This is a genomic window from Leptolyngbya sp. FACHB-671 (assembly GCF_014695745.1).
Lineage (GTDB): Bacteria > Cyanobacteriota > Cyanobacteriia > Elainellales > Elainellaceae > JAAUTN01.
In genome coordinates this window covers 1-25,794 of record NZ_JACJOV010000107.1, presented here as the reverse complement: position 1 = coordinate 25,794, position 25,794 = coordinate 1, and the positions used below count along the sequence as shown (strand labels likewise).

Below are 25,794 nucleotides of genomic sequence, written 5' to 3'. Positions count from 1 at the left end.
GGGAAGGGGTGCGGAGCAAGTCCACACCCCTTCCCATGCAAAATAATATTTCAGACAAAGCAAACAATTACATTCCGGGCAAGTTTAAGCCACCCGTTAGCTCTTCCATACGTTCGCGCATGGTTGCCGTAGATTTGTCGTAAGCATCTTTCATAGCCGCTGCTACGAGGTCAGAGAGCAAATCTGCACCTTCTTCTAGAGCTTGGGGTGAGATTTCGACCCGACGAGGCTCTTGGTTTCCGCTCAGCACAACTTTAACCAGCCCATTGCCAGAGGTGCCTTCAATTTCCATCTCTTCAAGTTCTTCTTGCAGCTTTCTTGCGCCTTCTTGAACCTGCTGAGCCTTCTTAAACGCTTCGGTTAGCTCTTTCATCTTGCCTAAACCGAAGCCAAATCCTTGACCTTTAGACATAACTTTCTAAATCTTGCTGTTGATGAACTCAGTGTAACCCTAACACCTAACCTTAACATTGGTGTTTATAGATCAAGCATTCCGATTTAATTTTTAAGCCACTGCAGCCCTAAAACTCACCTAACATCTTCACCTCTGGCTCTAACCAGAGTGACCACTGATCCGCGACCTGCTGCTGAACATAGCGAATCAACCGGAAAACGTCGTTTGCCGTTGCACCACCACAGTTAAGAATGAAATTGGCATGACGTTGAGCGACTTGGGCACCTCCAATTTGATGTCCTTTGAGCCCGGTTTGCTCGATCAGCCAACCAGCAGTGTATGGCCCAGGGTTACGGAAAACACTGCCGCAGTTAGGGAGGTGATAGGGCTGGGTTGTATGTCGTTGCTTCATGTGAGCGGTGGTGTCTGCAAGCACCTGTTTGGGGTCCGCTCCGGGCTGAAGTTGAAAGGTTGTCCGCGTAACCAGACGTGTGTCTCCCTGCAGCGAGGAGGTGCGATAACGATAGTTGAGATCTGGGGGGGTAAGAATGTTAACGCGACCATCTCGCGATAGAACCTGCGTATCCACCAAAATGTCAGCAGTACAGGCGGCATGAGCGCCCGCGTTCATCACGACAGCTCCGCCTACGGTGCCCGGAATGCCAACTGCCCACTCCAGACCTTGCCAGCCTCGCTCAGCAGCTTTCCAGGCAAGACGGGCGATTGGCTCACCTGCTCCGGCAGTGACTTGTCCCGTGTTGGAGTCAAATTCTGTATGGCGCAGGTGGCGAGTGCAGATGACTAAGCCTGGTAAACCGCGATCGCTCACGAGTAAATTGGTCCCTGCTCCTAATAGAGTGACGGGTAGACCTTCTGCTTCTGCCCAAGCAAAGCTAATTTGCAAGTCTTCCAAGGTTTGGGGCGCAATGTAGAGTTCTGCTGGGCCACCCACCCGAAAGGAGGTCAAACTAGACAATGGCACTTGAGGCTTGATCAAACAACTTGTTCCAGGTAAGTGAAGCGCTGTTGTAGAACGCGATTTAGCAAGCGAGGTTGGACTAGCCGCGGCAGTTGAAACAGTTTTAAACTCTTTGTTGAATGTTTCTTCGCTGGCAGGGTAATCGGATTTAGCACTTGCGATCCCTGAAGCGGGTTCACGGGCGCTGGGGGAGTCACAGGAGAGAGTCATAGCTTTTTGGGTTTTGAAGAAGCTTGAGGCTAAAGGGGCGCTCCAAGTTTTGAAAGATGAAGCAAGGTTGGGATGAACTGCAATCGTTGAGGAAACGACAGGTCAACCCGGGATTCGCTTAATGACACTGAGGCTGAACCTTAGGGTCAACCTGCTGATAGTATGCATTGAGCTGAGGAATCACCTGATTTAGGTTCCCTGCTCCCAGAAATAGAACAAGGTCGCCAGGAGCCAGCGTCTCAACCAAATAAGCGTAGACATCTGGCAGGGTTGGCTGATAGACCACCTTAGGATGGTGCATGGCGATCGCCTCTGCCAACTGCTGTCCGCTAACCTGCTCCAACTTTGGTTCACCCGCGCTATAAATTTCCGTGGTGATGACCAAGTCAGCGTTCCCAAAAGAACGGGCAAACTCTGGCAAGAAGGTTAATGTGCGGCTATAGCGATGGGGTTGAAATACGGCTACAACCCGTCGCGGTACAGGGTTAGAGGCTGCTGCCTGGAGCCGAGCAGCCATTAGCGTCGCTTGGATTTCGCTGGGGTGGTGAGCATAGTCATCAACCAGCAAAATATTATTGAACTCACCCCGTAGCTCAAAGCGTCGACGTGCACCCGTAAAAGTTGCCAGGATGGAGGTAATTACCTCAAACTTCAATCCTAGCAAACGCCCAATGGCTACAGCAGCTAAGGCATTACTGAGATTGTGCTGACCTAACAACTTCAAACTCAACGTGCCTAACAGTTCGCCGCGCTCCCAAACCTTTGCCTCTGTAATACTCGGATGGTAAACAATATCAGTCGCTGTATAATCTGCCTCAAGTTCGGGTTGTAGACTATAGCTGACGGCAGGTTTTAACTGATGCCGTACAGTCTCACAATCTAGACTTCCTACTAGGATTTGACAGTTTTGAGCAAACGTTTGGAACGTTTCAATTACCTCATCCAAACTGTTGTAGTGATCAGGATGGTCAAGCTCAATATTCGTAATTACGCCAATGTAGGCAGAAAACTTTACCAAAGAACCATCTGATTCATCGGATTCTGCAACTAAGTAAGGACCTTTCCCCAACCGAGCGTTTCCTTCCCAAGCAGCTACTTCACCACCCACAATAATGGTCGGATCTAAGCCTGCTTGCAGCAGCAAATAGCTAATCATGCTGCTGGTGGTTGTCTTGCCGTGAGTCCCAGCAACGGCAATGCTTTGATAATCACGCATTAACGCTGCTAACAAGTCAGAGCGGTGAAAAATTGGACAGCCTGATTCCAGCGCTGCTCGATATTCAGAATTATTTTTAGGATCAATCGCTGTTGAACAGATTACTTGAGGAAGGACAGCTTGTAAGTCAGTTGAATCCAACGAATTCAACTCTTGTTGCTTTAAGGTGCCATTCGCGCCGTTTCCGTTACCGTTACCATTTCTGCCAGCTTCCTGGGGTAATGATTCTGACGAGATCAACCTTTGGCTGGGTTGAAAAAATCTCAAATTCGCAGCGTCTTGACTCCAAAAAATATGGACGTTTTGCTCCTGCAAACGCTGCGTAATGTGGTTGAGACAAATATCTGACCCTGAAACTGGGAGTCCACGCTTAGCTAAAATATAGGCGAGAGCCGACATTCCAATCCCACCGATGCCGATGAAATGGAATGGTCTCCCGCTGAAATCGACAGAATTCAGCATTCTAGCTCCTCAAACACCACACCACACCAATAACACGCGATATCATAGCAAGAATTGCTTTTTCGCGATATAACCTCCTGAAGGATTAGGCTGTCTGCTCTCAGTTAACTTTTTAATTTTTGGCTAGTGCTTACTCAAGCTTTAAACAATTCGCAGGAGCAATGGCTTCACGATTCGCATTTCTGAATAAGCGTCTTAATTAAAAGCTGTTTTGAGTGCGATCGCGTCCTTTTCAAGAGATTTTGCTCGAAAACTAATGTTTAATCCTACTCGTTGGAGCTGTTGCTAATCCGGAAGTTTCTCAGGGCGATCACCATTCTTTTGCCATGCCAAAGTTAGCCATTCTGGGTGGCAGTTTTAATCCGATTCATCAAGGGCATTTACTAATGGCAGAGATGGCTCTCAAACAGGTAAATCTGGATCAAGTCATTTGGGTGCCTGCTCAATGCCCTCCTCACAAGCAATCAATTGAGCTAGCAGACTTTCAGCACCGAGTTGAGATGGTCAAGCGGGCGATCGCCTCCTATCCTGTCTTTTGCCTATCTACCGTTGACCAAAACCGTACTGGGACTTCTTACGCCATCAATACCTTGCTTGACCTGCAAACTTGCTATCCAAACAGCCAGTGGTATTGGATCGTCGGTTTAGATGCCTTTGCCTCCCTGCCCCGGTGGCATCGTCGCCAAGAATTGGCAGCCAACTGCAGTTGGCTGGTTGCGCCTCGATCGAGACAGCCCGCAGAGGTCATCGGTCATCAGGTTGTGCAACAACTGGCAGCACAGTCAATCAAAATCGATTGGCAAATTTTACAGATGCCTTCAGTCGAAATTTCGTCTAGCCTGGTTCGGCAATATTGTCGCGATCGCCGCTCTCTCCAGGATCTAGTGCCTGAATCGGTAGAAAACTACATTCTTGCTCACAGTTTATACCGATAACGAAGCATAGCTACAAAAAGCACTGGCTTGAGCTGTCTACCAGACCCAAGTGACCAGATCACAATTTTCTAACAACTAGTGCAAAACCCTGCATCGGTGGCTATTGAGAGGGGCACGGCTAACGTGTATGATCTGGTTCATTACTAGCAAGTATTTTAGTAGACAGAGGGCAAGACGCAGTGATTAGAGTAGCGATCAACGGGTTTGGGCGCATCGGGCGCAACTTTATGCGGTGCTGGCTGACTCGACAAGACAGCCAAATGGAAGTCGTTGCCATCAACGACACTTCTGACCCTAGAACCAACGCCCACCTGTTAACATACGACTCAATGTTGGGCAGGTTCAACGCTGACATCAGCGCTGACGACAACACCATCACCGCCAATGGCAAAACCATCAAATGCACCTCTGACCGCAACCCCCTTAACTTGCCCTGGGGAGACTGGGACATTGACCTGATCATCGAATCGACTGGCGTTTTCACCAGCAAAGAAGGAGCTTCCAAGCACCTCAGCGCAGGTGCTAAGAAAGTGCTGATTACAGCTCCTGGCAAAGGCGACGATGGCACTTTTGTCGTAGGGGTAAATGATCAAGACTATGACCATAACCAGCACACCGTCATCAGCAACGCAAGCTGCACCACAAACTGCCTTGCCCCAGTCGCCAAAGTCATTCACGAAAACTTTGGCATCATCAAAGGCACCATGACGACGACCCACAGCTACACAGGCGACCAGCGCTTGCTCGACGCAAGCCACCGGGATTTGCGCCGTGCCCGTGCTGCTGCACTCAACATCGTGCCTACGACCACAGGAGCTGCAAAAGCAGTTGCGCTAGTATTGCCTGAATTGAAGGGCAAGCTAAACGGTATTGCGCTACGAGTTCCTACGCCAAACGTCTCCGTCGTGGATCTAGTTGTTCAGGTTGAGAAGCCTACCATTGCTGAGCAGGTCAACGATGCCCTCAGAGCTGCTGCGGAGGGCCCACTCAAAGGGATTCTGGCTTACAGCGATTTACCGCTGGTCTCCTGCGATTATCGCGGTACTGATGAGTCCTCAATTGTTGACGCCGCACTAACGATGGTCATGGGTGGCGATATGGTTAAAGTCGTCGCTTGGTATGACAACGAATGGGGCTACAGCCAGCGGGTTGTGGATCTGGCTGAGCTAGTCGCTCAGAAGTGGACAAAGTAGGCGATCGCTCCCCATCCTAAATCGGTAGCAATATGAAAGAGAAGCGCACCTCCTGGGAGGTGCGCTTCTCTTTGAGGTGTTTTTCTGTTTAACGGGAAAGTCAGGTGCTTGACCTACTGAGCGACAGCACCCTCCTGACCTACCCCAGGAGCCTCAAACTTATAGCCAACCCCGCGCACCGTTTGAATTAATGCGGGCTGAGTTGTATCAATCTCAATCTTCTTGCGAATCTGCCCAATATGAACATCAACAACCCGCTGGTCGCCTACATACTCATAATCCCAAACTTTTTGGATTAGCTCAGCCCGCCGCCAAACTCGTCCAGGATGGCTTGCCAAAAAGTGCAGCAGGTCAAATTCCAGCGCCGTTAGGGGCACAATGTCATTGTTGAGCGTGACTTCTCGCCGTACCGGATCGATCGCCAATCCATTAAAAGTTAGACACTGTTGCTCAGCCGTTGTCACTGGGCGCTGACGTTTTAGGATTGCCCCCACCCGAACTTCTAACTCCCCTAAACTAAAGGGTTTTGTCAAATAGTCGTCTGCACCCTTCTTGAACCCGGTGATCCGGTCAACCTCGTCTGTGCGACTAGTTAGCATCAGCACAAATACCCCAGTTCGGCTTTGCATCTCTTGGCAAAGCGTATAGCCAGTAGAATCTGGCAGGTTGACATCCAGAATCACCAAGTCTGGATTAAATTGCTCGAAGATAGCCAAAGCAGTCTTGCCGTCTTCGGCAGATTCCATCTGATAATTCTGTTTCGACAGAAATCGATGGATCAAAGTGCGAATGGAGGGGTCGTCATCAACTACGAGAATCTTGGCTGGAGCCATGACCATAACCTTACATTGAGGAGTGGATGAGCATCGGTAAACGTAAGCAGAAGCTGATGCAATGGCAGATGAAACAATAGCCTATGCGAGGGTAGCTGCGTCAATAGATTTCACTAGAGATTTCACTAGACTTCTTTAGAGAATAGGCTGTAGAAATGGATACCTGTTATATTAAGCGCTTAATAAAACAATTATCCGCACTAGAAATCGGCAATGCAAACACCTGCCTGAGCAAATCTAGCTAAATTTGAGCTTATATGCACTACCTGAACTAAACTTTTGCATCCTTAGTTTGCGAAAAGAGGGTAGACAGTTACACTATGGCTAGCAGCAGATGGCTAGCAGTAGACGGTCAGCAGCTTAAGCTGGGCAGAGATGCTAACAGACTGCGGGCTTCCTGATTTTCTTATTGCCAATCATAATCGAATATATTGGGGGTCTTTTGGAGGTTGTAGATGAGTGACCAGAATCACTACTTAAAGCTTGGGGTAGATGAAAACGCTTCGTTTGAAGAAATTCAGGATGCTCGTAATCGTCTCGTGCAGGAACACAGCGGCGATCGCAAGCTGGTAGAGTCCATTGAGGCAGCTTATGACGCGATCCTGATGGATCGGCTACGGCTGCGACAAGAAGGCAAAATTAAAGTGCCCGACCGGATTCGCTTTCCAGAGCGGCTGGTTGAAGTACCCCCTGAATTCACTCCAATCCCAACCAAGCAAACTCCGGATTGGTTACAGCGTTTTATTGATACACCCAGTCGAGCCGACATTCTTTGGCCCGCTGCGCTGTTTGCTGGAACGGCTTTTCTCAGCCTGAGTTCAGCCCCGGTGGGGTTAGCCTTGGGAGTCGGCTTTAGCCTCTACTTCTTAAATCGTAAAGAACACAAATTTGGTCGATCTTTTCTGCTGACTTTGGTAGGACTGATTTTAGGCGTAGTGTTGGGGTTACAGGCAGCTAGCCTGCTGCAACCCCAACTCGCTGACCTAAGAATTGAAGCAGACACTTTTGCAGCCTGGGTGACGTTCCTAGTCCTCTGGTTGATCGACAGCTTTTTGCGATAAAGTCACCGGCGATCAAGCATTCACCCACCTATAATGCTGCCGATCAGCCACTTAGGAGATGGCTGCTCCTACAGCGTTGGCTGGCACAACGTTGGACTCTTTAAAGATCAAATCTACTGCTTCGCCGAAATTGTTCACAATTCGGTCGGGGCGCTGCTGCATCAGTTGGGTGCGATCGCGAATGCCACACAGCACGGCGATCGCTTTGATACCGTGAGTTTTAGCCGATACAATATCAGCCTCCGTATCGCCAACCATCCAAATTTCCTCAGCCGCTGGAAGCTGGGCTAGTGCTTGCTGCATTAGCAGAGGCTTGTCTTTCACATCAGCCGTTTTGACGTAGTCATTGCTGAGGCAAAACCGTCTGTCCAGTGGAAAGAATTGTGCGAGGTCATAGCGATCAAACGCATCATCCAATTCCCGCACCCGTCTCATCGTCATTACAGCTAGATCGACCTTTGCTTGCCGAAGTCGCTTGAGCGTGTCGATCGCCCCTGGCACTGGCGTGTCATAAACCAGATAAGGCATCGAGTGGACGGTGCGTTTCCGCACTTGGTAAAACTTTTCTGCCTGGGTCGCATCTAGCCCCGAGAGCCGTGCAATCTGGCGCTCAGGCATTTGCGATCGCTTCAAAGCCCAAAACTCTTCCTTAGAGAGTGGATTAACTGGCCGGTCAGGATATCGAACTTCTCTCAAACAAAATAGGTAGGCCCGATAGTACCGTTCAGAAACGTTCATGATAGGGCCATCAAAATCAGTAATAATTCTTAGCATCTCAAAGCACCAACCTAAAAACGAGTATTAACTTTTATTAAAACATACTAACTTTCAAGCGCCAAAATTACACTCTGTTGAAAGTCTCAAAGTTTGAAGCAATTTTGTAGTTAAATCTGCGACTAAAGAAACTTAAAAACGACAGAAAACAAGTCCGCGTGAGCAGACTTTTCGTGCAGCCTTGGATGAAGTACTCAGGACAAGCTCCCCTCTAGGAAACACTTACTTCCAGAACAAGAAGCTGCGGAGATTAGCAAGATGATGAATTGCTGTTCAATACTTCTTAAATAAGCAGCGGTTTTAGAGCCTATTAGAAACAGCAATGAAACGGCAATTCATTAGATTTATGCAAAGGAAAACTTTGTAACAGGAAGCGTTCTACCTCGGCCGTTCTAGCCTTCTAATTAGCTTTATCTCTTTAAACAGATTGTCCTGTCACAATGCCCCAAAGGAAGCGTTCAAACGGACCTTCGTTAACATCGACGTGCATCTTTTTTGCCCAGGTGAATACGTCAAAGCTGACATGTCCGCTGTCGTGTTGACCGAAAGTGCCCTTTTGAATTGCAACATTGCCGACTAACGCAATCCAGTGGTTGGGCAGAGCAACAGGCAGGTCATCCTTGCCGGGTGTAGCTTGCCCCAGCAAGCCATCAGCCGTTACCAGCAGGAACGCTACGCCACTCGCCTCAATCACCCGAGCTGCATTTTGCAGGGCTCCGATGTCGCCCAAGAGGTAGGTGTGGTTGTACTTCACTTGCTCGTAGCCCAAAATTTCTCTAACCCAGCCTTTCATTTCCCAGGATTTAGTCATGCCGCTGAGGTTACGCATCATTTCAGGCGCATCGGGATCAACGGGAAACAGTAAATTTTCTGCATCGCGTAGCGTTGCTAGCACCAACCAGTCTGCCTGCCCCATTTGCAGATCGCCTTTGCTTTCCTGACGCAGCCGAGTAGAGGTATTGATCTGCTTTGTCTTCGCTTGGAAATTGCCCTGTTCAAACAAACTCCTACAAATCTGGACGTAACGCAGCGGCTGCTTACGGATTAGCTCAAACAAGATCGAAGCTGGACCACAAAAAGGTTGCTTACCCTGATTGACTTTAAAGGGGTCATTCACCCGCGATCGCATCTCTGCCATAATCTTTTGCTTATCCAGATGCGGCCACAGGCTGGGTGCAGCAGATTGCTCAAAGTCGGCGATCGCTGCCAGTGCTTCCTGCTTGAGAACCGAATTGGATGGCTGAGTATTTGTAGTCACGTCTTCCTCTGGCTGGCGCTAAACCCCGTATCCAGCTTTGTAGATCAACAGCCGTGAATCGTAGAATTACGCAAATCTGATAGAGCGTTTGCTAATCTGACAGAGGTGTAACCGCTCCCCCTCCCTTTAGAAATTCTTCTTCAAACCCAATTTTCCTGTGACTTCAACCCTGCCCACGATTAAATTCCTTCAGCAACCTACCTCAACTCAATGGGTAGAGCAGGCGATCGCCAATCTTGACACTATTTTGCTTGACCATTCTCACTGTGAACGGAAAGCGGCGGGTGTAGCCCTCAATCTAATTTTTCGTTATCCTTCCAGCGCTAAACTAGTGCGAACCTTGACGGCGATCGCCCAGGAAGAGCTAGAGCATTTCGAGCAGGTGAATCAGTGGCTCGATCGGCGTGACATTCCCCTGGCACCACTGTCTGCACCACCTTATGCTGCTGGACTCAAGGCTGAAATTCGCCGTCATGAACCCGACCGAATGCTCGACCTGCTGCTCGTCTCTGGGCTAATCGAAGCCCGTAGCCACGAACGGTTGGGGCTGTTAGCTGCTCATTGCCCTGAAGTAGAACTAGCGCAGTTTTATCGAGGCTTAATGGCATCGGAAGCGCGTCACTATGGCATTTACTGGACACTAGCAACTACTTATTTTGAGCGCGCAGTTGTGATGGAGCGGCTAGAATCGCTTGCGGCTGTGGAGAGCCAGCTTTTGTCAACCCTTTACCCTGAGCCAAGGATTCATAGTTAGTGAATAGCCATTACCGCGAGTTTTGGATTCGAGATTGGCAACCAGGCGATCGCACAGTCGCAGCAGAGTTGATTCGCTCTGTGCTGAGTGAATATGGGCTTGAGTGTGAACCAGACGGTGCCGACCGAGATGTCTTGTCTGTTGAGGAGTCTTACTGGAACAAAGGTGGCGAATTTTGGGTGGTCGAACGACAGCAGCGCCTAGTAGGCACAGCCGCTTACTATCCGGTTGCGAAAGGGACGAATGCAGTAGAAATTCGCAAGATGTACCTTTTGCCCGAAGCGAGAGGGCAAGGATTGGGGCGCTATTTGTTACAAAACTTAGAAGAGGCGATCGCCAAACGGGGCTATCAACAGATTTGGTTAGAAACGGCGAGCGTGCTTTTTGAAGCGGTCAAGCTTTACGAGAGTAGCGGTTATCAACCAGCAACTGGGGTTGAAACCAAGCGATGCGATCGCCTTTACACCAAGCTTTTAGAACGTTCTTCTAACTTAGAGCAGCAGCTTTCAGAGAAAAGCGAAGGCGTTTAATCACACACCTCTTCTTTGTCCGTAACTTAACCGAGCTGTGTCATAAGCTTCATGTCTCTGACACATCAACTCAACATTGGCTTGTCAGGGTGACTCCTAAATCCTGCGGACTCTGCCGAGGATTTAAGCAAAAATCCACTCGGACGTAAAACCAGTTTGCATCCGTCGAAAGCCAAGACGGCAAACACTGGATTGCAGTGGAGTAAACACCTTAAGGTTTAAGGAGAAACTTGAAATGCTGAAGCAAATTTTGGCAGGCAGTACCTTTTTGCTGCTGGTAGTCTTTGGGAGCCTACCCGCTCGATCTCAAACATCAGCTCCTCCTACAGCTGAGCCAACTGAGCCTTCAGCCCAACAGCTAGACCCTGCAGCCCAGCCTGCTCCTCCTACTGAAGCTCAGTCCACGCCCCCTACTCAGGCTCAACCCCAGTCCGCTGCTGAGGTAAGTTCAGAGGACATCGAAAAATTTGCCAGGGCGATCGCGCAACTCCAAACGATTCAGCAGGAAACTCAAACTGAGCTACTTCAAATTGTTGAAGGTCAAGGATTAACCCCAGATCGTTTCAATGAAATTGCTGAAGCCCAGCAAAACCCTCAAGCAGGAGCCGATGTAGAGATTTCTGATGAGGAATTGCAGAGCTTTGAGCAAGCCGCAAACGAGATCACGACCGTCCGTCAGCAGACCCAAGCTAGATTCCAGGAAGCGGTTCAAGCTGAAGGGTTAGAAGTTGAGCAGTTTAACCAGATTCTTGCTGCTGTGCAGCAAGATCCTGCTTTGCAGCAGGAAGTTGAGCAAATTCTTCGAGCTGAACCTGCCTCAGGTCAAGAATTGCCTCAGTAGGGAAACTCGATTTGCCTTCGTGAGCGCGTCTATACCCTTCTGTTAAGGTACCGATTTGTGGCGTTGCGCATGACGAACGACTCCGTAGGGGCACGGCAATGCTGTGCTCCTATAGTGGGCGATCGTCATATTAGAAACTTCCTCCTATTCTCAAGTTGAGCAATGGCTTTTGTGTTTCTAAGCACTACCTAACGTCGCCTGAAATTAGCTCTTAAGTTAGACCGGGATTCAGCAGATCTTCCTACGGGAGGAGGTTTTCGAGAAATCGAATTATTCCTTACGGAGCATAGGCTGGTCTCGCTTTTTCTGACAAATTGAGTGTAGGGACGGATGATAAAAAATCAGGAGATATCGCAATGAAATTAAAGTTTCTCGCTCTACCTTTGTTACTTGGAATGACGCTAGCTGTTGGCGCTTGCGCTCCTGCTGGTACCGATGATGCAGAAACTGCACCCACTGAAGACCCCGCTGTAGCACCTGCTGAAGATCCGGCGGTTGCTCCTACCGAAGAGCCAGCAGAGGCTCCTACCGCTCCTGGAACTGAGGCTCCTCCCCAGTAGACTGCTACGAGCGATCGCTCAATAAACATTCTGATTCCACCTTTAAAACCGCTGTTGAAAGGTTGCACTCTCTAGGTGCAGCCTTTCGATGTTTCTAACGGTAATCAAGATGCGCTAAGGCTGCCCAACTGGCAAATAGCCTTCTATTAAATAATCCGCATCAAGCGATCGCCACTTCACCCGCTCCAGTACTAGCGCCTCTGACATCAACGACAAGCCCAGCTCACCAACTGGGGAAGGAGCCGTTGCCCCACCAATAATTTTGGGGGCAATAAATGCCCAAACTTTTTGAATAGCCCGATCGGCGATCGCCTCAGCTGCCAATCGTCCTCCACATTCCCACAAAACACTCAAGCAGCCCCGTTCATACAAACAGTCCATTGCTTGAGCAGGAGCCAGAGATAACATCTCAGCCACTTCAACTCCCCGCTTCCTCAAAGCAGTTTGAAATTCGGGTCTGCTGCCAGCTTCAGTCAAGACTAGCGTTGGAGCTTCCGCGATGTTCCATAATTTGGCATCGTCGGGTAAATCCAAACTGCGGCTCATCACCACCCTGAGCGGGTTATGCTGGGCAACCTGATGGTTGGTCAGCAGCGGATTGTCACGCCGAACCGTGTTTCCACCTACAACCACTGCATCACAGGTAGCGCGTAACTGGTGAACTGCTGCTCGTGCAGTTTTTCCTGTAACCCAGGCACTATGTCCGGTGCTAGCAGCAATTTTGCCATCTAGGGTCATCGCATATTTCAAAATGCCAAACGGTCGGCGATGAAGCACTCGATGCACAAATGCTTCATTCAATTCCTGACAGGCTGCCTCTTCGATACCAAGGCTGACCCCTATCCCAGCCGCTTGCAGTCTGGCAACGCCACCCCCAGACACGCGCGGATCGGGATCAACCATTCCTGCAACGACCCTGGCAACCCCCGCCTGGATTAGGGCTTCTGTGCAAGGTGGAGTTCTACCGTGGTGATTGCAAGGCTCCAAATTGACATAAACGGTAGCTCCCTGTGCTTGCTCAGCCGCTGCCCTCAATGCAAAAACCTCAGCATGAGGTTGCCCCGCCTTGGGGTGAAATCCTTCGCCAACGATCTGACCGTTTTGCACCACAACGGCTCCCACTAATGGGTTTGGGGCTGTTTGACCTGCTGCCTGACGCGCTAGCTCCAGACAACGTTGCATCATGGTTCGGTCAAAATCAGCGTTCATAAAGAAGAATTGAGTTCATTCAAGGGAGATATGAGCTTGCGATCGCCGCTAGATCTGCTTTGGGGGCGATCGCCCTATAGAAATATTGCAGGACTGTCGAGAATTGCAAGTCATTCAGCAATTTCAGTAGAGTTACGGTGTAGTGTGCCCTTCGAGCCAACTCATTCCTCCCCCTAATCCCCAACCCCCGCTTCCTGCAACCTCTTCTCAAGATTCTCTTGCTCAAGCTGTTCCAGTAGCCAATCAATCTCAAACCGCAAGTTGGCTAGATGCCGTCGCCACGCTGTTGACTCATAGCGATCGGTGCTGCTAGTCATATCTTCCCGCTCTAGATCCTGTAGCCGCAGACGGCAAACCAGCAATCGTTGCTCTAGCAGCTTAATTCGCTCTATGGGAAGAAGGTGGCTAAAGAAGAAATATTTGATGATGAAACGGGACCGACTGTTGACCCAGCTTTCATGCGGATATTCCAGCATTTTGCGTCGCCAGCGATCGCGCCCCGCCTCAGTGATGCAATACACTTTGCGGCTCGAACCCGATTCTCCAGCTTCCTCCTCCAGCGTCACGATATCTCCTCTTGCCTCCAGCCGTTTGAGCAAAGGATAAATCGCCCCATAGTTGACGCTGATGCAGCCACTCATAAATAGCTCTAGCTGCTGCTTTAGACGGTAGCCGTGCAAAGGTTGCTTTTGTAAAAATCCAAGTGTTGCTAATTCCAACATTATTTCAACGTATTTCTATATCAGGTTGATATTCCTACTCCAAATTGATATACCTGTTAAGGATACAGCGTTTACAAAATGCAATAAACTCTGTTGCATTTTTAAGCAAGCGCTTGATCAGCTAAGGCAAGAAATTTTCCAAATAATTGGCAAGAAATTTATGTTGCAGGTCGCTCCTTCCGTGCCCCTGGCTGTTGCGCGTAAACCTGTGTCAATCGCCAGCCGCCTAATTTTGACTCTCAGTTTATTATTTGTGTCAGCCGGATGCGAACTGTTTCCTCGTAGCGAGGCTCAACCTGAGCCTCCTGGTGCAGAGCAAGGCGGTCCACCATCTGTTGATGTGATGGTTGCTGAAACTGCCCCTTTGGAGTCAGCAGAGGAATTCACTGGCACAACCCGACCTTTCCGAGAAGTTTCACTGCGATCGCAAGCTGAAGGGCAACTATTAGATGTAACGGTCGATATGGGCGATCCAGTAGAGCGGGGGCAGGTATTGGCGCGGCTCGATAATAGGTTGCTGACCGCAACTGTGATTGAGGCGCAGGCAGAGGAAGCAGCCCGTCAGTCTGAAGTGGCCAGCCTGCAAGCAGAAGTCAGCGATGCACTGACCCTAGTAGAACAAGCGCGGCTAGAGTTGGCTCAGGCGCAGTCAGATGCCGCACGACAACAGCAATTATTTAACGAGGGGGCGATCGCAGAGCAACAGGTAGAACTTGCCCAAACTACCGTTGGCACAGCAGAGCAAGCACTCAGATCGGCGCAAGAGCAGGTTCGCACCCGTCAGCAGGCGGTGAGAGCAGCCGAACGGCGAGTTGTCGCTCAGCAAGCGTTGGTTGCCCAAGAACAAGAGCGGCAATCTTACAGTACGCTCGTTTCTCCGGTATCTGGCGCAGTCTTGTCACGGGCAGCGGAACCCGGTGATCTCGCCCAGCCAGGAAGTGAAGTACTACGCCTGGGAGACTTCAGCCAAATAAAAGTAGAAGTTCAAATTTCAGAACTCGAACTGGCAGGTATTCAAGTAGGTCAACCCGTCCAGGTTCGCCTGGATGCACTTCCTAACCAAACCTTTTCGGGCGAGGTAACGCTCATTTCTCCTGCGGCTGACCCCACTGCTCGTCTAATCCCAATTGAGGTGACAATACCGAACCCAGATGAACGCATCGGCAGTGGACTGCTAGCACGGGTTAGCTTCTCTCAACAGGCTGCTGAACGAGTGGTTGTTCCGTTGACGGCGATCGAAATCGGAGGAGAGGCAGACGCAGGAAGCTCAGACGCAGAATCACCGCAGGCAGAAGTTTCGGCATCAGAGCAATCAGATGAGCAGTCAGGCGAAACAGCCACGATTTTTGTCTTAGAAGGTTCTCAAGAGGAGCCGACTGTGGTGGCTCGAACGGTAAGGTTGGGCGATCGCGCTGATGCTCAGGTTGAAATTCTCTCTGGCCTGGAGCCAGGGGAGCAGTTTATCGTTCGCAGCAGTGACAGCTTAAAAAATGGTGATGCAGTTCGCCTCAGCTTTATCTCAGAAACGTCCTCCTGAACTTCTCACCTATCAGTGCAATGCAGACCCCAAAATCTTCTGGCTTCAGCCCCAGCGAAATCTCAATTCGCCAGCACATCGGAACGCTGATTCTAACCCTGGCAGTCATTGTCGTTGGCATATTTTATACGTCTAACCTTCAGACTGACCTGCTGCCCTCAATTACCTACCCGCGCATTGGGGTAAGGCTAGATGCACCAGGAATTTCACCTGAGGTAGCGATAGACGAAGTTACCCGTCCCCTCGAAGAAGCGCTTTCTGCAACGGAAGGTGTTGTTCAGGTTTACTCCCAAACTCGGGAAGGGCAAGTCAGCGTAGACCTGTACTTTGAACCGGGTGGAAATATTGATCAAGCGCTCAATGATGCAACTGCTGCTTTCAATCGGGCCCGAGGAAACCTGCCAGACACCATCGAAGAACCTCGGCTGTTCAAAGCTGACCCGTCACAGTTGCCTGTTTATGAATTGGCGTTGACTTCCCCCTCGTTAGAATCTGTTGATTTGAGGGTGTTTGCAGACGAGGAGCTAGCTCGTGAATTAGGAGTAATCCCTGGGGTCGCGGCGGTAGATGTATCAGGCGGCGAAGCTGAAGAAGTTCGCGTCAATGTCGATTTAAGTCGAATGCAGTCCCTGGGGATAGCTCTGTCAGACGTGTTGGATGAGCTGGAGCAAACTAACCAGGATGTTTCTGGCGGTCGTATTCTAGGTGAAAACTCTGAACCGCTAACCCGAACTGTTGGACGGTTTCAGGATGCTGAGGAGATTAACAACCTCTCCTTTATTGTTGACGGTAATGAAGAGACAGAGAGTAGCGACGATTCTACCTCTGCATCAACGGGCTCAACTGCCAGTGCTCCTCGTCGCGTTTATCTGCGCGATTTTGCAGAAGTAATCGACAACACAGAAGAGCAACGGGTCTTTGTCTCCCTAAACGGGCAGCCCGCGGTAAAAGTTAGCATTCAGAAACAGCCAGACGCAAACTCAATTGAAGTTGTAGATGGGGTAAAACGCCGCTTAGAAGAACTCAGGCAAGCGGGTGTCATCGCCAAAGACATGGAGTTCATTCCAACACTGGATGAATCTATCTTTATTCGCAACTCTATTTCCAACGTAACGAGTTCAGGTATAACTGGGGCAGGTTTGGCGGCGATCGCCGTCCTCCTCTTCCTGGGCTCTATCCGCCAGACAATCATCATTGTTCTTGCCATTCCTTTGACGACACTGGCAGCCATGATTTTGATGGGGATGTTTGGCTTATCGCTCAACATATTTAGCTTGGGTGGCCTAGCGCTAGGCGTAGGTAACGTCATTGACAGCTCTATTGTCATGCTCGAAACCATCGCTGAATCAGCGGGTATGACTCCTGGACAGGATGCTCAATCAAACTTGAGTTCTGAAGAGCTAATTGAAAGCTCAATTCAAAGTAGCCAAACTGTAGAGTCTGCCCTGATTGCCTCTACCACCACAAACATGATCGCAGTGGTACCCTTCCTGTTAATCGGAGGGTTTATCGCACTTCTATTTAACGAATTAATCCTGACCATTATCTTCGCTGTTGCGGCCTCTCTCCTCGTTGCGGTCACTGTGATTCCAGTGCTTGCCTCTCGTTTGTTAGGAATTCAGTGGTCAAGCGGAGTTTCAAGGTTTTGGCTGCTGCGAGAATTCACCCGTCGCTTTGACGCCTCGACTCGCAGCTATGCCTCGCTGTTAGATCGGGTGCTAAAACACCGGGTCATAGTTCTTTTAGTCACGTTTCTCATATTGGGTGGGGGCGGTTTGGCTGTAGCAGGTAGAATTCCTCAAGAAATCCTGCCTCGCATCAGTACTGGGCAGGCTAACTTGAATGCCCAATTTCCACCGGGTACGCCTCTAGAAGTCAATCGCAAAGTGATGACCGCGGTGGATGACATTCTACAGGCACAGCCCGAAACAGAATACGTTTTTACAACTTCGGGTGGTTCTCTATTTGGCAGCTCGACCAACGAAAACCCTCTAAGGGGTACTAGTACAATCACCCTTAAACGGGGGACTGATGTTGAAGCCTTTGTCAGTCGCGTTACTCAAGAAGTCAACAAGCTGAATTTGGTGGATACTCGCATTCGCCTGCGACCAGGGGAAGTCCGGGGTTTGGTCTTAAATAACTCTCCAGTGCGAGGGGCAGAAGTTGACATCGTGCTTCAGGGGACAGATACACAAACGCTAAATGAAGCCGGAAACCAGGTTCTGGATGCGTTGGAACAGCAAGCAACGCTGGCAACTTTCCGCGCCGATGCCGACGAAAGCCAGCCCGAAATTCAAATTCGTCCCGACTTAGAGCGAATTTCTGCTTTAGGGCTGAATACCCAAGACATTGGCGATGTCGTGACAACAGCCGTTGAGGGAACGGTTCCAACCCAACTTCAGCGAGGTAATCGTTTAGTCGATGTACGAGTACAGCTTGATCGCGACTCTATACGAGAACCTTCGCAGCTAGAAGCGTTGCCTCTATTTACTGAAGATAATCAACTGATTCGTCTGGGAGATGTCGCGCAATTAGAAGAAGGCACGTCTCCAAGTGAAATTCAACGCATTAACCAACGTCAAGTATTTATCGCAGCGGGTAACTTGAATGAGGGCGCTAGCTTGAGTCAAGCTCTGGCTGAGGTCGATGCAATTATCCAAAATTTAGATTTACCTGAAGGGGTTAGTCGGCTTCCCAGTGCGGCAGCTCAAAGTAATCAAGAAATCCAGTCTGCTCTACCTGTGTTGGGTGGACTGGCAGCCTTCCTGGTATTTGTGGTGATGGCAGTGCAATATAACTCGCTCATCGATCCGCTGGTCATCATGTTTACCGTTCCGCTAGCGCTGGTTGGTGGCATGTTGGGGCTATTTATTACCCAAACGGCAATTGGAGCAACGGTAATTATAGGAGCTGTGCTGCTGGTAGGCATCGTCGTCAACAACGCCATCATTATGGTGGAATTAGCAAATCAGATCCGTGAGCAAGAAAAGGTCGATCGCCGCACTGCCATTCTTAAAGCAGCTCCTCAACGGCTTCGTCCTATCTTGATGACTACTATTACGACAGTATTAGGCATGTTTCCCCTAGCCTTAGGATTGGGTGAAGGGGGAGAGTTTTTGCAACCACTCGGAATTGTTGTTTTCTCCGGGTTGTCTCTGGGTACATTGCTGACTTTGTTCATCATTCCCTGCTTTTACCTGCTGCTCCATAATCCCCGTTGGACAGACGGGATGAAGCGAATGTCCCGTCGTGGGCGGGTCGCTCTAGCGTTAGATAGGGTCGATCGCCAGTCTCGACAACCCTCCAAACGAAAAGTAGTCAGGCGATTTCTGAAGGAATAACGTTCTCCTGGTAGAGGACTGGCTCTCCTGGTTTGATTTACGCTATTGTGGCGATCGCAACTTCTGTCGCGATCGCCACAAATGCTTTAGCCCGTTGATTCTGATCTGATGGCGATCGCCCAGCAAAAATTCCTGGCATTATTTGGAGCATCCTAGATGTCACAGCCTCCTCCCAAGCGGGTCCCATCGGTTGTAAACAGACACACCTCGCTTCAACGTCTGCGCCAACTCAGCCATGTCTTAGACAACGCCATTCCAATTCCTGGTACAGGTTATCGAATTGGACTTGATCCACTTCTGGGGTTACTGCCCGGTGCTGGAGATACGGTTGCAGGAGCGCTATCAGCCTACATTGTCGTTGAAGCAGCACGAATGGGCGTGCCTCGTGAAACCCTGTTGCGAATGGCATCCAACATTGTTTTAGAAGTTGTGCTGGGATCGGTGCCCATGCTAGGCGATGTGTTTGACGCGACCTGGAAGGCAAATGCTCGAAATATTGCCTTGCTTGAAACTCATGTCGATATGCCCCAATCCAACCGAGGGAGCGATCGCAAATTTCTAATTCTGCTCATCCTCGGCTTAGCAGTGGTTATTATAGGTTTTGCTACTTTTTCTGTACTGCTGGTTCGCCTGCTAATTGGCGCTATCAGTGGCGGCTAACTCAATTCTTAGCGCTACATTTGGCGTGATCTCCAAGGGAGGATTATGCAATAATGATGCACTGTCTTCCAGAGTCTTCTCATGGTTCAAGCGCCTCCACTTCCCACTGATTTGAACAACTTTAGTTTTGAGCAAAACCCTGATCTCAGCCTTCAGCTTCCTGATCCAGAGGATGATCTGATTCCCGAAGCAGAATTTTTGAGTCAGGTCGAGACAGCCTGGCAGGTGTGCGATCGCTTTGACCTGCAAACCGAGATTTGGCGCGGACGCATCCTCAGAGCAGTGCGCGATCGCGAAAAGCGGGGCGGTGACGGTCGAGGTGCTGGATTTCTTAACTGGCTCAAAGATCGCGAAATCAGCAAAACTCAGGCTTATTCGCTAATCGAACTGGCAAATAGCGCCGATGCGCTACTGGAAGAGGGTTACCTAGAGCCGGAAGATGTTAACCAGTTCAGCAAACGCGCCTTTGTCGAAACGGCTCAGTCGTCCCCGGAAGTTCAGCAAATGGTCGGTGATGCAGCGCGAAAGGGCGATCGCATCACTCGCCGAGAAGTCCGCCAGCTTTCCGACGAATGGACAGCAATGACTTCAGACCTGATTCCTGAAGTCGTGAAGGAAAAAGCTGCTAACAGCACAATTCCTACCCGCTATTTGGCTCCACTGGTGCGAGAAATGGAAAAGTTGCCAGAAGCGCATCAGGTTTCCCTCCAGGCAGAGGTGGCAGGAAATCCTGACGTGGATACGCTGAAGCAAGTTACTGCCGAAGCTCGCTATTTGGCGAAGTATCTCAATGCTGCAACCAACGTGCAGGCCTTGGATAACGAAGCGCTTGACCTGGAATCTGCTTTAGAAGAAGCGTTGCGGGTCGGTTGCCTTAGTTCTACGGCTGACTTAGTAAATCAGGCTTCGCAGTTAGAGCAAGCGATCGTCAAACTCTACACCACTTGGAAACGGCTCAACACGCTTTCAGAGCGGGTTTATCTGGACAGCGGCGCGAGTACACCTCACTTGCGATCGCTCCTTGCTCACCTTAGTCCCCTTTCAGGTGAAGTGCTGGAAGTCCAACTGGGTGATCCAGATGGAGGTAGTTTCTCTCGCACTATTCGCCTCAAAATTTTGCCTGAAACAGATGCTTAAGAGGCAAGTATGAAACGAGTCTGCGTATTTTGCGGCTCAAATCAGGGAGCAAACCCTGCTTACGGGTTTGCAGCCGAGCAGCTAGGTAAACTGCTGGCACAGCAAAACATCGGGCTAGTGTACGGCGGCGGCAAAGTTGGGCTCATGGGAACCGTCGCCGATGCCGCCCTTGCCGCAGGGGGTGAAGTCATCGGCGTAATCCCCCAAGCGCTAGCCGATCGCGAAATTGCTCACACAGGTCTCTCCAAACTGCATATCGTTGCTTCCATGCACAAACGCAAAGCCCTCATGTCAGACTACGCCGACGCTTTCATCGCGCTCCCCGGCGGCATGGGTACGCTTGAAGAATTTGCTGAAGTTCTCACTTGGGGGCAATTAGGGCTGCACCAAAAGCCCTGTGGTTTGCTTAATATTGAGGGATATTACAACTCTTTGATCGCCTTCTTCAACCAAGCGGTTCAAGCGCAATTTGTCCGTCCCGAACATCGCTCAGCGGTGATCGAAGCGCAAACCTGTGAAGAACTCTTGGAGAAGCTGAACCAATATCAGCCTATCCAAATTCACAAGTGGATCGATCGCGATCAAACCTAATTGACCTGTCCAGGAGTTGATCAAAGCCGTGGCTGAATTACTGCAAATTTCCCAACTGGGTAATCCTGTCTTGCGCCAAACTGCCGAACCCATTACCGAAATTCAAACACAGCCAGTGCAGTCCTTGATCGACGATTTGCTTGCAACCCTCCGGCATTCCAACGGAGTTGGAATTGCAGCGCCTCAAATAGGTGTTTCTCAGCGTTTGCTAATCGTCGCATCTCGTCCCAATCCCAGATATCCTCATGCTCCCGAGATGGAGCCGACTCCAATGATTAATCCTCGGTTGGTGAGCCATTCTGATGAAGTGGTAAAAGATTGGGAAGGTTGCCTGAGCATTCCTGGAATTCGGGGACTGGTGCCTCGATATCAAGCAATTACGATTGAATATTGCGATCGCCACGGCAACCTCAAACACCAAGAACTTACCGATTTCGTCGCTCGCATCTTCCAGCACGAGTTCGATCATCTGGAAGGCTATGTTTTTCTGGATCGATTGGAATCCACGCAAGACATTATTACTGACCAGGAATACCTCAAGCTGATTGCTGAAACTTGCTGACAGGAATAACTAGATCCAACCCTGAACGCCTCGAACAATCATGTAGGCGGCTAGAGCAAACAGCAAAAACTTAAACAGGAAATTGACCGTTCGATCAGGCAATCGAGGCAACAAGCGAGTTCCCGCCTGTGCTCCAACAATTCCACCTAATCCCAGACACAACCCAGGAATCCATAAAACGTTGCCATTCCACGTGTGCTGGGCAAGTCCTGAAACGGCGATCGCCACAATTGCGCCCAAACTCGTCCGCACTGCCGCCTTGATCGATTCTCCCAAAAACAGCATTTGCAGCGGCACCATCACCACCCCACCACCCACGCCAAACAAACCAGATAGCCCACCTGCTAACAGACCGATTCCAGCAATTGAAGTCAGCGGTGCCTCTTTCTCTGCTTCTGGCACTTCTTCCCCAGATGTTAATTCTGGTTCCATCGTTTTCTCAGTTTTTCGCTTGAGTCTTTGACGTAGATCCATCAAATACGTCGTAGCTAGCAACAGAACTGCAAATCCTAGAGCCAAAGCTGGGTCAGGGAGGCGATCGCCCAACCAGGCACCCCCTTGCGCCGTAACAACCCCAAAAGCCGCTAGCATTAACGAAACCCGCCAGTTCAATTCACCGGCTCCCAGATTCCGCAAGCTACCAGAAACCGCGCTCAAAAACACCCCAATCAAACTCGTCGCAGTAGCCTGGATTAATGGCACTCCCAGAAATGTCAGGGCTGGAACCATCAGCAGCCCCCCCCCAATTCCCAGCAATCCAGCTGCAACTCCGGTAACTGACCCTACCAAAACCAGCAGTACCCATTCCAGGGGCGTATCAAGCATTCACACCAACTCCTGTAATAGACGCATTGGTAGGTTGGGTGGAGCATAGCGAAACCCAACACTTACATAAGCTTTGCGTTAAGGTTTCATACTTCAACCCAACTTACATTCTTCAAAGGTTATCAGAAGTTTTATCGTCAACCAGAAGTTTCCCTAACTGCTACATCCGCTCCAACACGGGAATTCCCAGCAAAGATAGTCCTAATTTGATCGTTCTCGCAGTCAAATCACATAACACTAACCGCGACGTTCTGATAGGTTCTTCCGCATCCAGTACCGTGCAACGATCGTAGAACTGATTAAACTTTTGGCTCAGTTCAAATAGATATTGGCAAAGCTGATTTGGCAGCAGATCTGCATCAATTATGCTGAGAATTTCATCTAGTCGAAGTAAGTGTTTTGCTAATACAAACTCTTCATCTTCTTTCAACACAACCGGGCAGTCGGAACCTAATTTTTCAAAATCAATGTTTCCTTTCCGACTGATCCCACGCGTCCTTACGTAGGCATAAAGCATATATACAGCCGTATTGCCTTGCCGCGCCAGCATTTTGTCATAGCTGAAAACATAGTTACTCGTTCTGTTTTGGCTCAGGTCAGCATACTTTACCGCACTGATCCCGATTACTTGAGCGCTATGTTTGATAAATTCTTCTGTTTCCTCACGCCCCTCTTCTTTAAGACGATTTTCTAGGTCAGTACGAGCATGGGCGATCGCCTCATTCAACATATCCTCCAGCCGAATTGCCTCTCCAGAACGGCTCTTTAACTTTTTCCCATCCTCCCCTAATACAGACCCAAGCGGCGTGTGAACAAACTCTACATCGTCCGTAATCCAGCCCGCTCGTTTCCCAACCTGAAAAATTTGAGCAAAGTGATTTGTTTGTTCTGCCCCAACTGGATAAACCACTCGGTCTACCTTGTCCACATTCACCCGATAGCGAATGGCAGCCAAATCAGTGGTGGCATAGTTATATCCACCATCCGACTTCTGCACGATCAGAGGCAAAGGGTCCCCTTCCTTATTCGTAAAGCCTTTCAGAAAAACGCATTTTGCCCCACTATCTTCAACTAACAAAGCAAGCCGATCCAACTCTTCAATCACATCCGGCAAAAACGGATTATAAAAAGACTCACCTCGAATAATTAGAGGAGACAAACCCATCAGATCAAAAATTCTTTGATTGGTTCGATTTGACAGATCGCAAACAATTTTCCAAGCACGCAGCGTTTCCTCCTCTCCCGCCTGAAGCTGCACCACAGACAGTCTCGCTGCATCCTGAAAGGCCGCATCCTGATCAAATCGCTTTTTGGCATGACGATAAAACGATGCCAAATCTTCCAGATCTAAATTCTCATCAGACTTCAGCGCCTCTGGATACGCTTCCCGCAAATATGCAATCAGCATCCCAAAAGGCGTTCCCCAATCCCCCACATGGCTGAGTCGCAACACCTCATAACCCAAAAATTCTAGAATTCGGGCAATGCAATCTCCAATCACTGAGGGACGCAAATGTCCAACGTGCATTTCCTTCGCAATGTTGGGACTGGGATAGTCTACGATCGCCCGTTTAGGCGGCTCAATTGGAGCTACTCCCAGTCGGGGATCAGCCTGCACACACCGAAGCTGCTCCTCTAGGTAACTCGTCTTGAACGTCAAATTAATAAAACCCGCACCTGCTACGGTAGGTGGTTCACAAAACTCGCTCACATCAAGGTGCTGAATAACTTGCTCAGCGATCGCCCTCGGTGCTTTCCCCAATCGCTTCGCCAGCGACATCGCTACATTAGACTGATGATCCCCAAACTTAGGATTACTAGCAGGTACCAAAATCGGATCTGTTCCTTCCAAGTCAGACCCAAACGCAGCCACCAACGCCTGCTCAAACTGCTCTCGAATTTTCTGGATTGTAGAATTCATAAATCAAAAACTATTTAACTCTTAACTGGCAACGACCATCCTCATACTGATGTCTAGCCAAGAAGAGCGAGTAATCGGCGCACTGCTAGAAATATAGTCCACACCCGTCTCCGCCACCGCCCGGATCGTCTCCAGCGTAATATTACCTGAAGCCTCAATCCTAATATGCGGACTACGTTGACGAATAACCTGCACTGCGTGTCTCATCATCTCCAGTGGCATATTATCCAACATAATGATGTCCGCTTTGTGAACCAGGGCTTCTTCAACCTGTTCAATTGACTCCGTTTCCACCTCAATAGTCAGCGGATAAGGAATATGAGGACGAATTCGGGCGATCGCCTCCCCAATTCCCCCTGCTGCCGCAATGTGATTATCCTTGATCATTACGCCATCATCCAATCCCATGCGGTGGTTCACAGCACCGCCCACTTGAGTTGCATACTTTTCCAAAAGTCGCAGTCCCGGCGTAGTTTTGCGCGTATCGACAAACTGAGTTGGCAAATCTGCAATCTGCTCCACATACTTATTGGTCAGCGTTGCAATCCCACTCAGCCGCATTACTACATTTAACGCAACCCTCTCCCCCGTCAAGAGCGCATCAATCGATCCACTCAACCGAGCAATGGGGTGTCCGTGAGCGCACCACTGTCCTTCCTCAACAAGTGCCGTAAAAGTGGACTGTTCGCTGAGTAGATGAAAAACCCGCGCAGCAATCGGCAATCCCGCAACGACCCCTGCTTCTTTCACAATCCACTGAGCCTGTCCACTAACAGCGTCAGATGCAAAAAGGCCTTGAGTTGTGCGATCACCCCGCCCAATATCCTCCAAAAGCCAACTTCTCAGCAGTTGATCCAGCACCAAAACAGGCGGTAACACAGGAGCCATTACTTATAATTTTCCAGCTTCACTAAGTCCAACAATAGTAATTAGCTAGGACTCATTGATGCAACCTGCAACTTTTCTAAGCCTCTGGATGAGTATCTCGCTCGTCCCAACTAAGCAGACAGCCGTCTTAATCCAATAGCAATCAAGACTTTCAGGATTTTGCAGCTACCACTCCGCTCGGAACTCATCCTATCGCGTTAGAGATTCATCTCAAGAAATCATAGACCTTAAAAGCGATTTCTCGAAGATTCCCAGCGCCCAAAAAGCTGAAACTCTGCAGATTCGATGCTTTCAGCGTTTCCCAAAAAACTTTCCAGAAATGCTTGACAGTTTCTTGGATGTCTCGTTATATTGGTTAAGCGGTCGAGAGAGAGCCGAACGGAAACGGAAGGCACTGGCTT

General features: G+C 49.6%; 25 protein-coding genes. 13 read left to right on the top strand and 12 right to left on the bottom strand.

Annotated features, from left to right (window positions below; genetic code table 11):
- Positions 1-67 precede the first annotated feature (67 nt).
- The 3 genes from H6F93_RS14555 to murC all read right to left on the bottom strand — a co-directional run bounded on the left by H6F93_RS14555 (position 68) and on the right by murC (position 3,261).
- Positions 68-412: a YbaB/EbfC family nucleoid-associated protein gene (locus H6F93_RS14555; protein WP_190641470.1), complete on the bottom strand. Its 345-nt coding sequence runs from the start codon at positions 410-412 to the stop codon at positions 68-70.
- 109 nt (positions 413-521) lie between these two features.
- Positions 522-1,583 (bottom strand): UDP-N-acetylmuramate dehydrogenase, encoded by a 1,062-nt coding sequence (gene murB, locus H6F93_RS14550; protein ID WP_190641469.1) that lies wholly within the window; start codon positions 1,581-1,583, stop codon positions 522-524.
- Positions 1,584-1,701: 118 nt separating this feature from the next.
- Positions 1,702-3,261, bottom strand: a complete 1,560-nt coding sequence (gene murC / locus H6F93_RS14545) for a UDP-N-acetylmuramate--L-alanine ligase (RefSeq protein ID WP_190681885.1) — start codon at positions 3,259-3,261, stop codon at positions 1,702-1,704.
- A 326-nt stretch (positions 3,262-3,587) separates the two neighbouring features.
- Between murC and nadD the strand changes: the two genes are divergently transcribed.
- Together nadD and H6F93_RS14535 are read left to right on the top strand one after the other, a co-directional pair.
- Positions 3,588-4,196 (top strand): nicotinate (nicotinamide) nucleotide adenylyltransferase, encoded by a 609-nt coding sequence (gene nadD / locus H6F93_RS14540; protein ID WP_190681881.1) that lies wholly within the window; start codon positions 3,588-3,590, stop codon positions 4,194-4,196.
- Positions 4,197-4,375: 179 nt separating this feature from the next.
- Complete coding sequence (locus H6F93_RS14535; protein ID WP_190641466.1) at positions 4,376-5,389, top strand: type I glyceraldehyde-3-phosphate dehydrogenase; 1,014 nt, start codon at positions 4,376-4,378, stop codon at positions 5,387-5,389.
- 113 nt (positions 5,390-5,502) lie between these two features.
- On the opposite strand, the gene H6F93_RS14530 is transcribed toward H6F93_RS14535, so the two are convergent.
- Complete coding sequence (locus tag H6F93_RS14530) at positions 5,503-6,222, bottom strand: response regulator transcription factor (protein ID WP_190641465.1); 720 nt, start codon at positions 6,220-6,222, stop codon at positions 5,503-5,505.
- A 455-nt stretch (positions 6,223-6,677) separates the two neighbouring features.
- Between H6F93_RS14530 and H6F93_RS14525 the strand changes: the two genes are divergently transcribed.
- Positions 6,678-7,283, top strand: coding sequence for a CPP1-like family protein (locus H6F93_RS14525; RefSeq protein ID WP_190681878.1), 606 nt, complete (start codon positions 6,678-6,680; stop codon positions 7,281-7,283).
- Between the two features lie 51 nt (positions 7,284-7,334).
- Here H6F93_RS14525 and H6F93_RS14520 read toward each other — a convergent pair whose 3' ends face one another.
- Together H6F93_RS14520 and H6F93_RS14515 are read right to left on the bottom strand one after the other, a co-directional pair.
- Positions 7,335-8,057 (bottom strand): HAD family hydrolase, encoded by a 723-nt coding sequence (locus H6F93_RS14520; protein WP_190681874.1) that lies wholly within the window; start codon positions 8,055-8,057, stop codon positions 7,335-7,337.
- A 418-nt stretch (positions 8,058-8,475) separates the two neighbouring features.
- Entirely contained in the window at positions 8,476-9,315 is an 840-nt protein-coding gene (locus H6F93_RS14515; RefSeq protein ID WP_347277295.1) for a hypothetical protein, read from the bottom strand.
- 157 nt (positions 9,316-9,472) lie between these two features.
- On the opposite strand from H6F93_RS14515, the gene miaE reads away from it, so the two are divergent.
- The 4 genes from miaE to H6F93_RS14495 all read left to right on the top strand — a co-directional run bounded on the left by miaE (position 9,473) and on the right by H6F93_RS14495 (position 12,000).
- Entirely contained in the window at positions 9,473-10,069 is a 597-nt protein-coding gene (gene miaE, locus H6F93_RS14510) for a tRNA isopentenyl-2-thiomethyl-A-37 hydroxylase MiaE (protein WP_190641462.1), read from the top strand.
- On the top strand, positions 10,069-10,599 hold the full coding sequence (locus H6F93_RS14505; RefSeq protein ID WP_190641461.1) for a GNAT family N-acetyltransferase: 531 nt from the start codon (positions 10,069-10,071) through the stop codon (positions 10,597-10,599). Before miaE ends, H6F93_RS14505 begins: the two co-directional genes overlap by 1 nt.
- A gap of 235 nt (positions 10,600-10,834) precedes the next feature.
- Complete coding sequence (locus H6F93_RS14500) at positions 10,835-11,440, top strand: DUF4168 domain-containing protein (protein ID WP_190681870.1); 606 nt, start codon at positions 10,835-10,837, stop codon at positions 11,438-11,440.
- 356 nt (positions 11,441-11,796) lie between these two features.
- Positions 11,797-12,000: a hypothetical protein gene (locus tag H6F93_RS14495; protein ID WP_190641459.1), complete on the top strand. Its 204-nt coding sequence runs from the start codon at positions 11,797-11,799 to the stop codon at positions 11,998-12,000.
- A gap of 114 nt (positions 12,001-12,114) precedes the next feature.
- Here the strand turns inward: H6F93_RS14495 and ribD are convergent, their stop codons facing one another.
- The 3 genes from ribD to H6F93_RS14480 are packed head-to-tail and all read right to left on the bottom strand — an operon-like array spanning position 12,115 to position 13,931.
- Positions 12,115-13,209: a bifunctional diaminohydroxyphosphoribosylaminopyrimidine deaminase/5-amino-6-(5-phosphoribosylamino)uracil reductase RibD gene (ribD, locus tag H6F93_RS14490; protein WP_190681867.1), complete on the bottom strand. Its 1,095-nt coding sequence runs from the start codon at positions 13,207-13,209 to the stop codon at positions 12,115-12,117.
- A gap of 19 nt (positions 13,210-13,228) precedes the next feature.
- Positions 13,229-13,369 (bottom strand): hypothetical protein, encoded by a 141-nt coding sequence (locus H6F93_RS14485; protein WP_190681864.1) that lies wholly within the window; start codon positions 13,367-13,369, stop codon positions 13,229-13,231.
- A gap of 13 nt (positions 13,370-13,382) precedes the next feature.
- Positions 13,383-13,931 carry a PadR family transcriptional regulator gene (locus H6F93_RS14480; protein ID WP_190681861.1) on the bottom strand — a complete coding sequence of 183 codons (549 nt, stop codon included), beginning with the start codon at positions 13,929-13,931 and terminating at the stop codon, positions 13,383-13,385.
- A gap of 160 nt (positions 13,932-14,091) precedes the next feature.
- Here H6F93_RS14480 and H6F93_RS14475 point away from each other — a divergent pair, with 160 nt between their 5' ends.
- From H6F93_RS14475 to def, 6 genes are all read left to right on the top strand, one after another.
- Positions 14,092-15,468 (top strand): efflux RND transporter periplasmic adaptor subunit, encoded by a 1,377-nt coding sequence (locus tag H6F93_RS14475; RefSeq protein WP_190681859.1) that lies wholly within the window; start codon positions 14,092-14,094, stop codon positions 15,466-15,468.
- 20 nt (positions 15,469-15,488) lie between these two features.
- Complete coding sequence (locus H6F93_RS14470) at positions 15,489-18,809, top strand: efflux RND transporter permease subunit (RefSeq protein WP_190681856.1); 3,321 nt, start codon at positions 15,489-15,491, stop codon at positions 18,807-18,809.
- Positions 18,810-18,965: 156 nt separating this feature from the next.
- Complete coding sequence (locus tag H6F93_RS14465; protein ID WP_190681853.1) at positions 18,966-19,469, top strand: DUF4112 domain-containing protein; 504 nt, start codon at positions 18,966-18,968, stop codon at positions 19,467-19,469.
- An 81-nt stretch (positions 19,470-19,550) separates the two neighbouring features.
- Positions 19,551-20,606 carry a hypothetical protein gene (locus H6F93_RS14460; protein ID WP_190681850.1) on the top strand — a complete coding sequence of 352 codons (1,056 nt, stop codon included), beginning with the start codon at positions 19,551-19,553 and terminating at the stop codon, positions 20,604-20,606.
- A gap of 9 nt (positions 20,607-20,615) precedes the next feature.
- Positions 20,616-21,197 carry an LOG family protein gene (locus H6F93_RS14455; protein ID WP_190681847.1) on the top strand — a complete coding sequence of 194 codons (582 nt, stop codon included), beginning with the start codon at positions 20,616-20,618 and terminating at the stop codon, positions 21,195-21,197.
- A gap of 28 nt (positions 21,198-21,225) precedes the next feature.
- A complete protein-coding gene (gene def, locus H6F93_RS14450; RefSeq protein ID WP_190681844.1) occupies positions 21,226-21,759 on the top strand; it encodes a peptide deformylase in 534 nt (177 codons plus the stop codon).
- Between the two features lie 9 nt (positions 21,760-21,768).
- Here the strand turns inward: def and H6F93_RS14445 are convergent, their stop codons facing one another.
- The 3 genes from H6F93_RS14445 to nadC all read right to left on the bottom strand — a co-directional run bounded on the left by H6F93_RS14445 (position 21,769) and on the right by nadC (position 25,393).
- The gene (locus H6F93_RS14445; protein WP_190641450.1) at positions 21,769-22,584 is read right to left on the bottom strand and encodes a sulfite exporter TauE/SafE family protein; all 816 of its coding nucleotides are present in this window, start codon (positions 22,582-22,584) and stop codon (positions 21,769-21,771) included.
- A 160-nt stretch (positions 22,585-22,744) separates the two neighbouring features.
- The gene (gene argS, locus H6F93_RS14440; RefSeq protein ID WP_190641449.1) at positions 22,745-24,505 is read right to left on the bottom strand and encodes an arginine--tRNA ligase; all 1,761 of its coding nucleotides are present in this window, start codon (positions 24,503-24,505) and stop codon (positions 22,745-22,747) included.
- A 21-nt stretch (positions 24,506-24,526) separates the two neighbouring features.
- Positions 24,527-25,393: a carboxylating nicotinate-nucleotide diphosphorylase gene (gene nadC, locus H6F93_RS14435; protein ID WP_190641448.1), complete on the bottom strand. Its 867-nt coding sequence runs from the start codon at positions 25,391-25,393 to the stop codon at positions 24,527-24,529.
- Positions 25,394-25,794 lie beyond the last annotated feature (401 nt).